This is a genomic window from Pseudomonas sp. B21_DOA (assembly GCA_030544685.1).
Classification (GTDB): domain Bacteria; phylum Pseudomonadota; class Gammaproteobacteria; order Pseudomonadales; family Pseudomonadaceae; genus Aquipseudomonas; species Aquipseudomonas fluorescens_AO.
Genome location: CP086683.1, coordinates 2,932,422 through 2,948,221, shown reverse-complemented (window position 1 = coordinate 2,948,221; position 15,800 = coordinate 2,932,422). Strand labels below are relative to the sequence as shown.

At 62.0% G+C, this 15,800-nt stretch carries 5 protein-coding genes and 6 pseudogenes; 7 read left to right on the top strand and 4 right to left on the bottom strand.

The window, feature by feature from the left end; all coding sequences use genetic code 11:
- The first annotated feature begins 129 nt into the window (after positions 1 to 129).
- Positions 130 to 1,319 (top strand): annotated as a pseudogene (locus tag LJU32_13525) (benzoate/H(+) symporter BenE family transporter).
- A gap of 132 nt (positions 1,320 to 1,451) precedes the next feature.
- Here the strand turns inward: LJU32_13525 and LJU32_13520 are convergent.
- On the bottom strand, positions 1,452 to 1,796 hold the full coding sequence (locus LJU32_13520) for a YggL family protein (GenBank protein ID WKV90997.1): 345 nt from the start codon (positions 1,794 to 1,796) through the stop codon (positions 1,452 to 1,454).
- 233 nt (positions 1,797 to 2,029) lie between these two features.
- Here LJU32_13520 and dacB point away from each other — a divergent pair, with 233 nt between their 5' ends.
- Positions 2,030 to 3,490 carry a D-alanyl-D-alanine carboxypeptidase/D-alanyl-D-alanine-endopeptidase gene (dacB, locus tag LJU32_13515; protein ID WKV90996.1) on the top strand — a complete coding sequence of 487 codons (1,461 nt, stop codon included), beginning with the start codon at positions 2,030 to 2,032 and terminating at the stop codon, positions 3,488 to 3,490.
- A gap of 145 nt (positions 3,491 to 3,635) precedes the next feature.
- Here the strand turns inward: dacB and LJU32_13510 are convergent.
- Positions 3,636 to 6,019, bottom strand: a pseudogene (locus LJU32_13510) (diguanylate cyclase).
- A gap of 145 nt (positions 6,020 to 6,164) precedes the next feature.
- A pseudogene (gene rlmKL / locus LJU32_13505) lies at positions 6,165 to 8,434 on the bottom strand (bifunctional 23S rRNA (guanine(2069)-N(7))-methyltransferase RlmK/23S rRNA (guanine(2445)-N(2))-methyltransferase RlmL).
- Positions 8,435 to 8,963: 529 nt separating this feature from the next.
- On the opposite strand from rlmKL, the gene LJU32_13500 reads away from it, so the two are divergent.
- Positions 8,964 to 9,179, top strand: coding sequence for a ribosome modulation factor (locus tag LJU32_13500; GenBank protein WKV90995.1), 216 nt, complete (start codon positions 8,964 to 8,966; stop codon positions 9,177 to 9,179).
- Between the two features lie 295 nt (positions 9,180 to 9,474).
- Here LJU32_13500 and LJU32_13495 read toward each other — a convergent pair whose 3' ends face one another.
- The gene (locus LJU32_13495) at positions 9,475 to 10,494 is read right to left on the bottom strand and encodes a quinone-dependent dihydroorotate dehydrogenase (GenBank protein ID WKV90994.1); all 1,020 of its coding nucleotides are present in this window, start codon (positions 10,492 to 10,494) and stop codon (positions 9,475 to 9,477) included.
- Between the two features lie 215 nt (positions 10,495 to 10,709).
- Between LJU32_13495 and LJU32_13490 the strand changes: the two are divergent.
- The 4 genes and pseudogenes from LJU32_13490 (at position 10,710) to LJU32_13475 (ending at position 15,726) form a co-directional block, all read left to right on the top strand.
- Positions 10,710 to 11,919: pseudogene (locus LJU32_13490) on the top strand (ABC transporter substrate-binding protein).
- A gap of 15 nt (positions 11,920 to 11,934) precedes the next feature.
- Positions 11,935 to 12,509: pseudogene (locus LJU32_13485) on the top strand (ANTAR domain-containing protein).
- Between the two features lie 328 nt (positions 12,510 to 12,837).
- Positions 12,838 to 14,048 (top strand): annotated as a pseudogene (locus tag LJU32_13480) (NarK/NasA family nitrate transporter).
- A gap of 7 nt (positions 14,049 to 14,055) precedes the next feature.
- Positions 14,056 to 15,726: a bifunctional protein-serine/threonine kinase/phosphatase gene (locus tag LJU32_13475; protein ID WKV90993.1), complete on the top strand. Its 1,671-nt coding sequence runs from the start codon at positions 14,056 to 14,058 to the stop codon at positions 15,724 to 15,726.
- Positions 15,727 to 15,800 lie beyond the last annotated feature (74 nt).

Here is a 15,800-nt window from a genome sequence, read left to right as displayed (position 1 = left end):
GAGCCTGCTCGCGATGGCGGTGTGTCATTCAGCAATAATTCGACTGACACACCGCCATCGCGAGCAGGCTCACTCCTACAGGGATTGCGTCAAAGGGACATCTCCATTGGTATAAGGAACACCGCCGTCATGACCGACGCCACCCACGCCCGCCTGCGCCCGCTCGCAGACACTTCGCCTTCCGCCATCGTTGCCGGTTTCATCGCGATGATGACCGGCTACACCAGTTCGCTGGTGCTGATGTTCCAGGCCGGGCAAGCGGCCGGCCTGAGCAGCGGGCAGATTTCTTCGTGGATCTGGGCGATTTCGATTGGCATGGCCGTATGTTCGATCGGTCTGTCGCTGCGCTATCGCACACCGATCACCATCGCCTGGTCGACCCCCGGCGCGGCGTTGCTGATCACCAGCCTGGGCGGCGTCAGTTACGGCGAGGCGATCGGCGCCTACATCACGTGCGCGGTGCTGGTGACGATCTGCGGCCTGACCGGCAGCTTCGAACGGCTGGTAAAAAGATCCCGGCCTCTTTGGCGGCGGCCTTGCTGGCAGGGATTCTGTTCAAGATCGGCAGCGAAATCTTCGTCGCCGCGCAACACCGTACCGGGCTGGTGCTGGGGATGTTCTTCACCTATCTGGTGGTCAAGCGCCTGTCGCCACGCTATGCCGTGCTCGCGGCGCTGCTGATCGGCACTGCACTGTCGGGCTTGATGGGGCTGCTGGATTTCAGCGCCTTTCATCTGGAAGTGGCCACGCCGGTCTGGACTACGCCACATTTTTCCCTGGCGGCGACCATCAGCATTGGCATTCCGCTGTTCGTGGTGGCGATGACCTCGCAGAACATGCCCGGCATCGCCGTGCTGCGTGCCGATGGCTATAACGTCCCGGCCTCGCCGCTGATCACTACCACCGGCATCGCCTCGCTGTTGCTGGCGCCGTTCGGCTCCCACGGCATCAACCTCGCGGCCATCAGCGCAGCGATCTGCACCGGCCCGCATGCCCACGAAGATCGCAACAAGCGCTACACCGCCGCGGTGTGGTGCGGGGTGTTCTACGGGATTGCCGGGGTGTTCGGCGCGACGTTGGCGGCATTGTTTGCGGCGTTGCCGAAAGAACTGGTGCTGTCGATTGCTGCGCTGGCGTTGTTCGGCTCGATCATCAATGGCTTGAGCATTGCCATGAGCGAGGTGAAGGAACGGGAAGCGGCGTTGATCACCTTTATGGTCACGGCGTCGGGGTTGACGCTGTTTTCCATTGGTTCGGCGTTCTGGGGGATTGTGGCGGGGGTGGTGACGCTGGTGATTCTGAATTGGCGTAAAGACTAAAAGCAAAGATCGCAGCCTTCGGCAGCTCCCACAGGAGATCGCGTTCCCCTGTAGGAGCTGACGAGTAAAACGAGGCTGCGATCTTTTGATCCACGAAAAAACGGCGACCCGAAGGTCGCCGTTTTTTCAGTATCACTTGGCCGCGTTGATCGGCTTTTCCGGATACCACACGTCCAGCAGCGGGCTGACTTCGTACTTGGTCAGCTCGGAGCGGTTTTTCAGCCAGGCTTCAACGGCAGCGCGCTGCTCTTCGTTGACCGAGCCACGCTTCTGCAGGCACACCAGACCGAAGTCGTCGCCGCCAACATAACCCAGACCGTTGGCTTCCATGGCTTCTTTGATGAATGCTTCGAGGAAAGCGTCAATGGCTTCTTCGGACAAGTCTTCTTTGAAGTCCAGGTTCAGTTCGAAACCCAGCTCTTGAAATTCATCAACGCACAGTTTTTTGCGCAGACGCTGGGAACGGTTAGTCGCCATTGGAACAATCCTCTTAAGTAATAACGGCCGGCACTTTACCAGTTTAAGCCAGCGATTGCCCGACTCTCTGGCCGCTGCGGCCGACCGCCTGTAAAAAAATAAGCGATTGGCCGGGCCTGACACGGCACAAGCAGTTACAGCTTGGGGCATAATGCCGACACTTTCATGACCACTGAGGGCCTTTTCATCCATGTCCTCGTCTTTTTCCCCTCTTTTGCAGGGTTTTATTGCATATGATCAAATCGTTGCGTCCACTGTTTCTCGCCGGCCTTCTTCTGCCTCTGGCCCTGCCTGTCTCCGCTGCCACCATCAACACTTCCCTCACCCCGAACGTCGAAAAAGCCCTTAAGGCCAGCAAGTTGCAGCCCACTGCGCTGTCGCTGGTGATGGTGCCGCTCGACGGTCCGGGCACGCCGACCGTGTTCAACGCCGACGTCTCGGTCAACCCGGCCTCGACGATGAAACTGGTCACCACTTACGCGGCGCTGGAAATGCTTGGCCCCAACCATCAGTGGAAAACCGAGTTCTACACCGACGGCGACCTGAGCGGCGGCATTCTCAACGGCAACCTCTACCTCAAGGGTGGCGGTGACCCGAAGCTGAACATGGAGAAACTCTGGCTGTTGATGCGCGACCTGCGCGCCAACGGCGTGACGCAGATCACCGGCGACCTGATCCTCGACCGCAACTTCTTCGTGCAGCCGCAATTGCCGGAATTCAACGATGACGGCAACGACGACAACAAGCCGTTCCTGGTCAAGCCCGATTCGCTGCTGGTCAACCTCAAGGCCCTGCGCTTCGTCGCGCGCAATGACGGTGGCCGCGTGTTGATTTCGGTGGAGCCGCCGATTGCCAGCATTCGTATCGAAAACACCGTCAAGGCCCTGCCGTCCAAGCAATGCACCGGCGGCGTGCGCTACAACCCGGTGCCGCAGGCCGATGGCAGCGTGACCGTGACCGTTGGCGGCCAGTTGGGCGAAGGCTGCAGCTCGCAGACTTACCTGTCGCTGCTCGACCACGCGACCTACACCGCCGGCGCCGTGCGGGCGATCTGGAAGGAACTGGGTGGCAGCATTCAGGGCAAGGACCGTCTGGCGCCAACGCCGAGCAGCGCCAAACTGCTCGCCCGCGCGTACTCGCCGGATCTGGCCGAGATCATCCGCGACATCAACAAATACAGTAACAACACCATGGCCCAGCAGCTGTTCCTCAGCCTTGGCCAGCGTTTCCGCAACGATGCCGACGGTGACGACGCCCGGGCCGCGCAACGCGTGGTGCGGCAGTGGCTGGCGAAGAAAGGCATCACCGCGCCGCATCTGGTGATGGAAAACGGCTCCGGTCTGTCGCGGGCCGAGCGGGTCAGCGCGCGTGAGATGGCCAACATGCTGCAGGCCGCCTGGCACAGCCCGTACGCCGCCGAGTACATCAGCTCGCTGCCGATTGCCGGTACCGACGGGACCATGCGCAAACGCCTGAAAACTACAGCGATGCGCGGTGAAGCCCACGTCAAGACCGGCACGCTGAACACCGTGCGCGCGATCGCCGGTTTCAGCCGTGACGTGAACGGCAATACCTGGGCGGTGGTGGCGATCCTCAACGACAAGGCCCCGTTCGGCGCCTCGTCGGTACTCGATCAGGTGCTGCTGGATCTGTACAAACAGCCGAAACTGCCGCAGACCGCTTCGGTGCTCTAACGCAATCCAAGCCACATCACAAAACCCTGTGGGAGCTGGCTTGCCAGCGATAGCGGACTGTCAGTCACCGAATATGCTGACTGGAATGACCCTATCGCTGGCAAGCCAGCTCCCACAGGTTTGTGGTGTATCGAGCATCAGCGGCTCAGCTCATCTCCCGCTCAACCCGATCCCGGCCATTCTGCTTCGCTGCGTAAACCCCTGAGTCAGCGCGCAGCAACAACGCATCCGCGCCCTCCCCGGCCGCCAACTGGCGATGCCGAAACTGGCGGTGACCACGCCAACCACATCCACCGGCGCGCTGCGCAGGCCTTCCCACAACTCCATCGCCAGCATGTACGCGTGCTCGCCGTCGATGTCCGGGCACAGCACCATGAACTCTTCGCCGCCCAAACGGCAGAACACATCGGTGCGACGCAGACGATGGCCAATTCGCTCGCAGACTGCTTGCAGCACACGGTCGCCGACGGCGTGGCCGTAATGGTCGTTGATGCGTTTGAAGTGGTCGATGTCGAGCATGATGACCGACAACTCGCCGCCGCCCTGCTCGACCCGGGCCATTTCCGTGGTCAGGCGTTCCTGGAAATAGCGACGGTTGTGAATGCCGGTCAGCGAATCAGTGATCGACAACGCGCGCAATTCTTCTTCCACGCGCTTGAGGTCGGAAATGTCCGAGATGTAGCCGTGCCACAGTACCCCGCCACCGGGCAGTTCCTCCGGCGTCGCTTCGCCGCGCACCCAGCGCAAGCCGCGCTCGGGCAGTTGCACGCGGTACTCCTCGCGCCACGGGCTGAGATTTTCCGCCGATTCACGGATCGATGAGCGCACGCGAATGGCATCCTGTGGGTGGATGCGGCTGAAGATCGCTTCGGCGTCGAACAGCAGCGCGTCCGGCTCCAGCTCGTAGATCTCGCGGATGCCGTCGCTGGCATAGATCACGCTGAAACGCCCGTCGAATTCCATTTTGAACTGATAGATGCCGCCCGGAACATGGGCGCTGAGCTTCTTTAGCAGAATGTCCCGCGCCGCCAGTACTTCGTGAACGCGCTTGCGTTCGGTGATGTCGATGCAGATCGCCAGATGCCCGACCCACAGGCCTTGTTCGTCGAGCACCGGCGTAGCGAGCATGTTCACCGGCAAATGACTGCCGTCGCTGCGCACCAGCGTCCACTCGCGTGCTTCATGGCCGCCGACTTCGCCGCCCTCGACCAGCATCGCGTGGCAGGTCGGAATACTTTTGCCATAGCGCGCGCTCAACTCGGCGGAACGCGCCGCCAGCTCGCGAGGTAAATGCAGGTTTTCCAGGGTCATGCGCCCGACCACTTCGGCGCTGCTGTAGCCGAGCATTTGCTCAGCCCCGGGGTTGAAGGTATTGATCACTCCGCGCAGGTCGGTGGCGATGATCGCGACCTGGGTGGCGGCATTCAATACACCGCGCAACTGGCCGTGGGTGCCGCGCAGTTCCTGCTCACGCTCGTGCAGTTCCTGGGTGCGCACCTCGACCAGCCGCACCGCGCGCTGGCGCTGACTGACCAGCACGTAAAGCAAGGCACTGAGCAGCGCGCTGAGCAAGCCGCCGAGAATGATCACGCTGCCCACCGAAGAATGGTTGGCCTGCATGAACGCGTAACTTGGCAAGATATCGACCTGATAATCGTGATCGGCCATGCGCAGCAAACGCGTCGCCGCCAGATCGCCGGGCACCGCCTCGTTGGTCGACTCGAACAACGCCTCGTGCTGACCCTGGGTCGACAAGTCGAGAATCCGCACCGACAGATAATCGTGCAGGGCATCGGGCAGACCGTCGGCGAGCAACTGGCGCATGCTGATCACCGCCATCACGTAACCGAGCGGCTGCGACTCGCCCGGGCGAATGACCGGTGCCAGCAGCAAAACCCCGCGCGCGTAGGACGACTCGATGCCTACCAGATGCATCGGTTTTGACACGACCATGCTGCCGAGGTGGTCGGCGCGCTGCAGTGTTTCGCGGCGCAAGGGTTGGGCGAGCAAGTCGTAGCCCAGCGGGGGCGCCAGTCGACTTTGGGTCTGGGTATAGAGCACTGGCACGTATGCGTCGTGCGGCGGCGCCAGTTGCAATTCACCTTTGGCGTCCAGTTCACGAATGGTGAAATCGCTCAGGCCTTCATCACGCACGCGCTGTTCGAACGCGGCCCGATCGGCGCCAGCGACTCTCGGGGCGTAGGTGTAGGCTTGGGTGCGCAGCAACAAGGGGCGGGAGTAACCGTCGAATTCGGCGCGGGACACCGATTCGGAGTTGGCGAAGAACCGCCGCAGACTATCGAGACGTTGCTCCTGGTCCTGAAAACGTTCGGCGATGCGGCTGTAGCGTTCGTTGGCCAGCAGTTGGAAACGCTGACGCGATTGTTGCTGAAACTGATTGAAGGTGCCCCATGCGAGCAGCCCGGTGAGAATCCCGCCGGCAAGCAATACCAACAGCGCGACCAGCCAGGCTGAGACGTCTTCGCTGATGAAACCGAGGATTTTCGGGCGCACGGGGTGCAACGGCATAAGCACGACTCACTCCGCCAGATTCCCGGGAAAAACCCCATTGGCGGTGAGTGAGTTATAGCTATTAGCCACTAATTTAGCTAGCACCGCTGGATCCACCGAGCCGTTAAAAATCAACGCTCTGTGGATCCAACCGGCGAAAGCGTCAACGAGCCGTGATTTTCCAGGCACGGTGGATCCTGGTATTGCGGGCAAAATCCGGATCAATGGTCTGCGCGCTGATTTCCTCGACCGCATAACGCTCGGCGAGATTTTCCTCCAACTGGAACTTGCGGAAGTTGTTGGAGAAATACAGCACGCCACCCGGTGCCAGACGCGCCATGGCCAGGTCAATCAACTGCACCTGATCGCGCTGCACGTCGAAGATGCCTTCCATGCGCTTGGAGTTGGAGAACGTCGGCGGGTCGATGAAGATCAGGTCGTATTCGTCGCGGCTGCTTTCCAGCCACGCCATGACGTCGCCCTGCTCCAGACGGTTCTTGTCCGAGAAGCCATTCAGCGACAGGTTGCGCCGCGCCCAGTCCAGATAGGTTTTCGACAGGTCGACGCTGGTGGTGCTGCGCGCGCCGCCCTTGGCCGCGTGCACGCTGGCAGTCGCGGTGTAGCAGAACAGATTGAGAAAGCGTTTGCCGGCCGCCTCTTTCTGGATACGCATGCGCATCGGCCGGTGATCGAGGAACAGGCCGGTGTCGAGGTAATCGGTAAGGTTGACCAGCAGCTTCACGCCACCTTCATTGACCTCGACGAACTTGCCCTGCGCAGCCTGACGCTCGTACTGTTTGGTGCCACTCTGGCGCTCGCGGCGTTTCACCACCACGCGGTTCTTGTCGACATTCAACGCCTGCGGAATGGCCGCCAGCGCATCGAACATACGCGCCGAAGCCTTTTCCGGGTCGATGGATTTCGGCGCGGCGTATTCCTGAACGTGCACCCAGTCGTGGTACAGGTCGATGGCCATCGCGTATTCCGGCATGTCGGCATCGTAAACGCGGTAGCAATCGATGCCTTCGCGCTTGACCCACTTGCCCATTGCCTTGAGATTTTTCTGCAAGCGATTGGCAAACATCTGCCCGCCTTCGCTCAGGCGCGGCTGGTCGATCACTGGCGCCGGGGCTGGCGTCGGCTTGATCGGGTTACCGTTCTTGTTGAACTTGCGCTCTTGCGGCTCGTCCGGGGTTTGATCGTAAGCCGCTTGCTCGCGCTCGGCCTGACGCTGTTCCGGAGTGCGGCGTTCGCCTGTGACGAACTGATCCGGCAGCACCTTGATCAGCAGCAGCTTGCACGGCAGCGCGCCGTTCCAGAACGAATACTGCTTATGGCTGCGAATGCCCATGCGCTTGCCCAGATCCGGGGCGCCGGTGAACACCGCCGCTTCCCAGTTCAGGCAGGCCTGACGCAGACGCTCGCCAAGATTCTGATAGAGATACAGCAGGCTCGCTTCGTCACCGAGACGCTCGCCGTACGGCGGGTTGCAGATGACCAGGCCTTTCTGGTTCTGATCCGGGCGCGGCTCGAAGGTCGCGACTTCGCCCTGGTAGATCTTGATCCACTCGCTCAAGCCTGCGCGTTCGACGTTGTTGCGGCCCGGCTGAATCAATCGTGGGTCGGCTTCGTAACCGCGAATCCACAGCGGTGGCTTGGCCAGACCGGCAGCGGCACGCTCGACGGCTTCTTCGTGAAGTTTTTCCACAGCGCTGGCACGTGACCGAGCCACGCGGTAAAGCCCCACTGCTCGCGACGCAGGTTCGGCGCCATGTCGGCGGCGATCATTGCCGCCTCAACCAAGAACGTACCGACACCGCACATCGGGTCAGCCAGCGCGCCGCCTTCGGCAGCAATGCGCGGCCAGCCGGAACGGATCAGGATGGCGGCCGCGAGGTTTTCCTTCAGCGGCGCCGCGCCCTGCTGCAAGCGGTAGCCGCGCTGGTGCAGGCTGTGGCCGGACAGGTCGAGGGACAGAATCGCTTCGCCGCGATCCAGACGCAGGTGAATGCGCAGGTCCGGATTGAGCTTGTCGATGGATGGGCGGTCGCCCTGCGGCGTGCGCAGTTTGTCGACGATGGCATCTTTGACTTTCAAGGCGCCGAAGTGGGTGTTGTCGATACCCGAGCCGTGGCCGCTGAATTCGACGGCCAGGGTGCCGTCGCTGAGCATGTGATCCTGCCAGTCAATGTCGAGCACGCCGTGGTAGAGGTCTTCGGCGTCCTTCATCGGGAAACGCTTGAGCACCAGCAACACGCGGTTCGCCAGACGCGACCAGAGGCACAGGCGATAGGCGGTTTCCATGGTTGCCATGCCACGCACGGCAGAGGTGTGCTCGCGCGCTTCTTCAAGGCCAAGCCCGACGGCTTCCCCGATGAGCAGGCCTTCAAGGCCTTTGGGGCAAGTGAGGAAGAGTTCGAAACGATCGGACATGGTAATTCCAGAGCCTTTGGCTAGTGGGCCGGCAACGCATTGCCGACCCGGTTTTCAATCAGGCGCTTTTCTGAAAGAGCGCCCGCGTGGCACGAAGGTGTGCCGTTCCATCCCCGCTGCTCGGGTTAAAAGAGCTTAGATGCCGGGACAGATAAAAAAGTTGGTGCAACAAAAAGACTGAAAGCGACCCTTCGTCGAATAGTACCCAAGCGCAAACGTGGGTCATTCTCACTAAGGATTGACCCGCTGGATCAGCGGGGCGCCGATCATACCGGGGTTTGCGCAATGCACGTTGAATAAATACGCAGTTACTTATCGCCATAGCATCCTTTACGTTACGTGCTTATGACAAAACGATCATTCCCTCGGTGTGACTCATTGGTTAGAACTGAGCGCAGGTTGACGTCGCAACGGCGTCAACACCTTGGCTCGCCACGCCGGCAGCGAGCCGCACAATGGCAGGTTTTTTCTGCCAGACCTCAATTGAGGTCAACGCGACACTACAGTCAACAAGTGAGGGAAACACCCTATGAGAAGACTTAAGCGTGATCCGTTGGAAAGAGCATTTTTGCGCGGATATCAATATGGCGTTGGTGGCAAATCCCGTGAGCTTTGCCCATTTACTCTACCGTCGGTACGCCAAGCCTGGATCAACGGCTGGCGAGAAGGACGCGGCGACAACTGGGACGGTATGACCGGCACTGCGGGAATCCACAGACTCAACGAACTTCACGCCGTCGGCTGACACAGGGCATTTATTCCGACACGACAATCTGAATCTGCATTGAATTAACCACGCACGTCCTTCCCGGACGGCGGGCTACGGCCCAGGGGCTCCTTCGAGGAGCCCTTTTATTGCCTGCAAAAAGGTTAATCGGGATCCACGTGGCGAGGGATTTATCCCCGCTCGGCTGCGCAGCAGTCGCGAAGTCGGAATTTCAATTTAACTGGCATATCAATGTGCAAGGTTTGGGGCTGCTGGGCAGCCCAGCGGGATAAATCCCCTCGCCACAAAGGCTCCCACAAGGCCTCCGCAATCCTCAGCGCAACGCGGCGATCGCATCCACCGATTCACGAATCAGCGCCGGGCCTTTGTAGATGAAGCCCGAATAGATCTGCACCAGGCTCGCGCCGGCAGTGATCTTCTCCGCTGCATGTTTGCCTTCGGTAATCCCGCCCGCAGCGATGATCGGCAAACGCCCGGCCAACTCGCCCGCCAGCACTTTCACCGTGTTGGTGCTCTTCTCACGCACCGGCGCGCCGGACAGACCGCCCGCCTCGTCGCCATGCTCCATGCCTTCGACGCCGACACGGCTCAGGGTGGTGTTGGTGGCGATGACCGCGTCCATGCCGGTTTCGATCAACGCCTGCGCCACCTGCACGGTTTCTTCGTCGGTCATGTCCGGGGCGATCTTGATTGCCAGCGGCACATGCTTGCCGTGGCGCAGCGCCAGTTCGGCGCGGCGCGTGGCCAGGTCCGCGAGCAATTGCTTGAGCGAATCACCGAACTGCAGGCTGCGCAGGCCCGGGGTGTTTGGCGAGCTGACGTTGACGGTGACGTAGCTGGCGTGGGCGTAAACCTTGTCCAGGCAGATCAGGTAATCGTCGACCGCACGCTCGACCGGGGTGTCGAAATTCTTGCCGATGTTGATGCCCAGCACGCCCTTGTATTTTGCCGCAGCGACCCGCGCCAGCAAATTATCCACGCCAAGGTTGTTGAAACCCATGCGGTTGATGATCGCCTCGGCTTCCGGCAGGCGGAAGATCCGTGGCTTCGGGTTACCCGGCTGCGGACGCGGGGTCACGGTGCCGATTTCGACAAAACCGAAACCCAGTTGCGCAAAGCCGTCGATGGCCGCGCCGTTCTTGTCCAGACCTGCCGCCAAACCCACCGGGTTCGGGAATTCAAGCCCCATGACGGTCACCGGCATCTTTGCAGGCGCCTTGCACAACAAGCCGTTGAGGCCCAAACGTCCACCCGCGCCGATCAGATCCAGCGACAGATCGTGGGAGGTTTCCGGGGAAAGTTTGAACAACAGCTGACGGGCCAGGGTGTACATGGGCGGCAATGACTCGGGCGGCGAAAAGAGGCGGCGATTATAGCCGGGCATCGTCGCCCGGCGCGAGGCGCCTGCGCGAATCAGGCGACTGGCATATGCCTTGCACCGCCCTGCTCATCAGTCTGCCGACCAATGACGGCGCGCAGGCCAGGACAATGGCGTCGTCCCCGGTTTTGCCTGCGCAGAATCCGGGACGGCGTTTTTTGAGGTAGCGTATGAACGAAACGTCCTTGGGGCCTCTGGCCTGGGTCAACGGCAGCGATGCGCCGGAAAAAGCGCGATCAATCTCGGCTTCATGGCGCTGAGCGACTGCGCCTCGGTGGTGGTCGCCGCCACTCAGGGCTTCGCCCAGCCCTACGGCCTGACTCTGAACCTCAAGCGTCAGGCATCTTGGGCCAACCTGCGCGACAAACTGGTCAGCGGCGAACTGGATGCCGCGCACAGCCTGTACGGGCTGATTTATGCGGTGCACCTGGGCATCGGCGGCGTCGCCCCCACCGACATGGCGGTGCTGATGGGCCTGAACCAGAATGGCCAGAGCCTGAACCTGTCCCATGGTTTGCAACAGGCTGGCGTGAACAGTCCTGAAGCGCTCGATCGGCATGTGCACCAAAGCCGCGCAAAACTGACCTTCGCCCAGACCTTCCCCACCGGCACACACGCGATGTGGCTGTATTACTGGCTGGCGAGCCAGGGATTCATCCGTTGCAGGACGTCGACAGCGTGGTGGTGCCGCCACCACAAATGGTTGCGCACCTGCAAGCCGGGCGCATCGACGGCTTTTGCGTCGGCGAACCGTGGGCGGCCAGCGCCGTGCAGCAGGACCTCGGCTTCACCCTGGCGACCAGCCAGAGCATCTGGCCCGACCACCCGGAAAAAGTCCTCGGCTGCACCCGTGAATTCGTCGAGCAGTATCCCAACACCGCACGCGCACTGGTCATGGCCATTCTCGAGGCCAGCCGATTCATCGAAGAAAGCCCGGAAAACCGCCGCAGCACCGCACAATTGCTCAGCGCTGCGGAATACCTCGACACCCCCGCCGCGTGCATCGAAGCGCGCTTTATGGGCGACTACGCCGACGGCCTCGGCAATCGCTGGCAGGATCCGCATGCGCTGCGTTTTCATGGCGATGGCGAGGTCAATCTGCCCTACCTTTCCGACGGCATGTGGTTCGTGACCCAGTTCCGTCGCTGGGGTCTGTTGCGCGAGGATCCGGATTATCTGGCCGTCGCCCGCCAGGTTCAGCGCCTGGATTTGTATCGCGAGGCAGCGAGCGCTGTTGGCGTAGCGTCTTCCTGCGCAGACCTGCGCAGCAGCCAATTGCTCGACGGCAAGGTCTGGGACGGCAGCGATCCGGCGGGCTATGCGCGCAGTTTCAAGCTGCATGCCCTGAGCGACGCCGCCCCGCTTCTCGCCCAGCGCTGACAGGAGACCGCGAACATGTTGCGCATTCTGCTGATCAACGACACCGCGAAAAAGTCGGACGCCTGAAAGCGGCGCTGACCGAGGCCGGCTTCGAGGTAATCGACGAGTCCGGCCTGACCATCGACCTGCCGGCGCGCGTCGAAACGGTGCGCCCGGACGTGATCCTGATCGATACCGAGTCACCCAGCCGCGATGTCATGGAGCAAGTAGTGCTGGTCAGCCGCGACCAGCCACGGCCGATCGTGATGTTCACCGACGAACATGACCCGGGGGTGATGCGTCAGGCGATCAAGTCCGGGGTCAGTGCCTACATCGTCGAAGGCATTCACGCACAGCGGCTGCAGCCGATTCTCGATGTGGCGATGGCGCGCTTCGAGAGTGACCAGGCTTTGCGCGCGCAATTGCAGGCCCGTGACCAGCAACTGGCCGAGCGCAAGCGCATCGAACTGGCCAAGGGTTTGCTGATGAAGATGAAGGACTGCAACGAAGAAGAGGCCTACACCCTGATGCGCCGCCAGGCCATGAGCCGCCAGCAGAAGCTGATTCAGGTGGCGGAGCAGATCATTGCCATGAGTGAGTTGCTGGGCTGAGATTTTGTGTTGTCGGAGCGGGCCTCTTCGCGAGCAGGCTCGCTACCACAGTGGCATACATTCCAATGTGGGAGCGAGCCTGCTCGCGAATGGCCGCACCTCGGTCACGAACTGTTGGCACAAATCTCGCTAAGTAAACCGTACAGGTAACCAACGGCGGTTGCCCCACCTACGACAAAGACGTCGCTCACCCCGTTCGCCCCTCGGCGAATCAGGTAGCGGCGTTTTTGCGTTTTGGCCCCACAGAGCGGGGCCGGTGGTGCGGCCGTGAGGCGCTCCACCTGCTGTGCATGACTCCTTTCGAGACTCTTTTCAGCCGAGGTGCGCGATGAATTCAAGCTTCTGGAAATCCGGCCATACCCCGACCCTGTTCGCGGCCTTCCTGTATTTCGACCTGAGCTTCATGGTCTGGTACCTGCTCGGCCCGCTGGCGGTGCAGATTGCCGCCGACCTGCACCTGACCACCCAGCAACGCGGCCTGGTCGTCGCCACGCCGATTCTCGCCGGCGCGGTGTTGCGCTTCGCCATGGGCATGCTCGCTGATCGCTTGTCGCCAAAGACCGCCGGGCTGATCGGCCAGGTCATCGTCATCTGCGCGCTGTTCGGCGCCTGGAAACTGGGTATCCACAGTTATGAACAGGCGCTGATCCTCGGCCTGTTCCTCGGCATGGCCGGCGCGTCGTTCGCCGTGGCCCTGCCGCTGGCCTCGCAGTGGTACCCGCCAGAGCATCAGGGCAAAGCCATGGGCATCGCCGGTGCGGGCAACTCCGGCACCGTGTTCGCCGCGCTGCTGGCGCCAGTGATTGCCGCCGCGTTCGGCTGGAGCAATGTCTTCGGTTTCGCCCTGATCCCGCTGGTTCTGACCTTAGTGCTGTTCGCCCTGTTGGCAAAAACGCCCCGCAGCGGCCGAAACCGAAAGCCATGGCCGACTACTTCAAGGCCCTCGGTGATCGCGACAGCTGGTGGTTCATGTTTTTCTACAGCGTCACCTTCGGCGGCTTCATCGGCCTGGCCAGCGCCCTGCCCGGTTACTTCAACGATCAATACGGTCTGAGCCCGGTGACCGCTGGCTACTACACCGCTGCCTGCGTGTTCGGCGGCAGCCTGATGCGGCCGTTGGGTGGCGCGCTGGCCGATCGCTTCGGCGGCATCCGCACTTTGCTGGCGATGTACACCGTCGCCGCCATCTGCATCGCCGCCGTGGGCTTCAATCTGCCAAGTTCCTACGCGGCGCTGGCGCTTTTCGTCTGCACCATGCTCGGCTTGGGCGCCGGCAACGGTGCGGTTTTCCAACTGGTGCCGCAGCGTTTTCGTCTGGAGATCGGCGTGATGACCGGGCTGATCGGCATGGCCGGCGGTATCGGCGGCTTCGCCCTCGCGGCCGGCATGGGCGCGATCAAGCAAAGCACCGGCAGTTATCAACTGGCGCTGTGGTTGTTCGCCAGCCTCGGTGTGCTGGCATGGTTTGGCCTGCACGGCGTCAAGCGTCGCTGGAGAACCACCTGGGGTTCGGCGGCAGTGACAGCGGCGCGGGTCTGAGGCCTCAATGGCTCTGCAACTGAGCTTCGCCGAAGCCAGCGCCACCGGCCCTCGCGCGGAGAATCAGGACGCCCTGCGTTCGGTGACACCGGCGCCGGCACTGGCGGTGAGCAAGGGTTATCTGTTCGCCATCGCCGACGGCGTCAGCCAGTGCGCCGATGGCGGCCTCGCCGCGCGTTCGACCTTGCAGGCGCTGGCGCTGGACTACTACGCGACGTCGGAAACCTGGAGCGTGGCCCAGGCGCTGGATCGCCTGCTGCTCGCGCAAAATCGCTGGCTGCAGGCCAACGGTGGTGGGCAACCGCTGCTGACCACGGTCAGCGCGCTGGTGATGCGCGGTCGACGCTTCACCCTCGCCCACGTCGGCGATTGCCGGGTTTATCGCTGGCACGCCGAGCGCTTGCAGCGCATCAGCGAGGATCACGTCTGGGAGCAACCGGGCATGCAGCACGTGCTCAAACGTGCGCTCGGGCTCGATCAGCATCTGGTCCTGGATTTCCTCGACGGCGAACTGCGTGAGGGCGAAAGCTTCGTGCTGCTCAGCGACGGCGTCTGGTCGACCTTGGGCGATACCGCAATCGCGGCGATTCTGCGCGATCAAGCGGACCTGCACAGCGCCGCGCAAACCTTGGTCAACGCCGCGCATCTGGCCGGCAGTCGGGACAACGCCAGTGCCCTGCTGGTGCGCGTCGATGCGCTGGGCGAAGCGAGCATCGGCGATGCGCTGGTGCAATTGCAGCAATGGCCACTGCCGCCAACGCTGAAACCCGGGCAAGCGTTTGAAGGCTGGCAGGTGCAAGGCATCATCGGCCAGAGCCAGCAATCATTGATATATCGCGTGCTCGATAGTCAGGGTCAGCCTTGGTTGTTGAAGACCTTGCCAGCGCGGCTGGCCGACGATCCGCAAGCCGGGCAGGCGCTGCTGTCGGAAGAATGGTTCCTCAAGCGCGTGGCCGGCCGGCATTTTCCGCAAATCCATGCCTGCACTCAGCGTCAGCATTTGTACTACGTCATGCGCGAATACGCCGGGACGACGCTGGCCGACGTGTTTCAACACAGCGGCCCGTTGCCATTGGCGCAGTGGCAGGACATCGCCGAGCGCCTGTTGCGCGCGGTCGGGCTGTTGCATCGGCGGCAGATTCTGCATCGCGACATCAAACCGGAAAACCTGCTGCTGGGTGATGACGGCGAGCTGCGCCTGCTGGATTTCGGTCTGGCTTACTGCCCGGGACTGTCAGAGGACGCGCCGTCGACCCTGCCGGGAACGCCTAGTTTCATCGCCCCGGAAGCGTTTCGCGGCGAACCACCGAGTGCGCAGCAGGATTTGTATTCGGTGGGCGTCACCCTGTATTTGCTGCTCACCGGGCATTTTCCCTATGGCGAAATCGAAGCGTTCCAGCGGCCCCGATTTGGCGTACCGGTGAATGCCAGTCGCTACCGCCCGGACCTGCCGGAATGGCTGGCGCAAAGTCTGGAACGCGGCGCCGCCGCCGATCCGCAGCACCGCTTTGAAACCGCTGAAGAGTGGCTGCTGGTGCTGGAACAGGGTGAGCGGCAAAGTTTGAGTGTGCGGCCCCGGCCTTTACTGGAGCGGGAGCCGTTGAAGGTCTGGCGGACCATGGCGTTGGTGGCGTTGCTGGGGAATTTAATCCTGCTGGTTTTGTTGTCTCACAGTTGAACCGCGCCGCGCCATTCGCGAGCAAGCTCGCTCCCACAGGGCATTTGTGAACACCACAGCCCCTGTGGGAGCGA

Bases quoted from the DNA above. Each gene is read 5' to 3' on its own strand.
- dacB (WKV90996.1), top strand. From the start codon at position 2,030: ATGATCAAATCGTTGCGTCCACTGTTTCTCGCCGGCCTTCTTCTGCCT.
- LJU32_13495 (WKV90994.1), bottom strand. From the start codon at position 10,494: ATGTACACCCTGGCCCGTCAGCTGTTGTTCAAACTTTCCCCGGAAACC.
- LJU32_13520 (WKV90997.1), bottom strand. From the start codon at position 1,796: ATGGCGACTAACCGTTCCCAGCGTCTGCGCAAAAAACTGTGCGTTGAT.
- LJU32_13500 (WKV90995.1), top strand. From the start codon at position 8,964: ATGAGAAGACTTAAGCGTGATCCGTTGGAAAGAGCATTTTTGCGCGGA.
- LJU32_13475 (WKV90993.1), top strand. From the start codon at position 14,056: ATGGCTCTGCAACTGAGCTTCGCCGAAGCCAGCGCCACCGGCCCTCGC.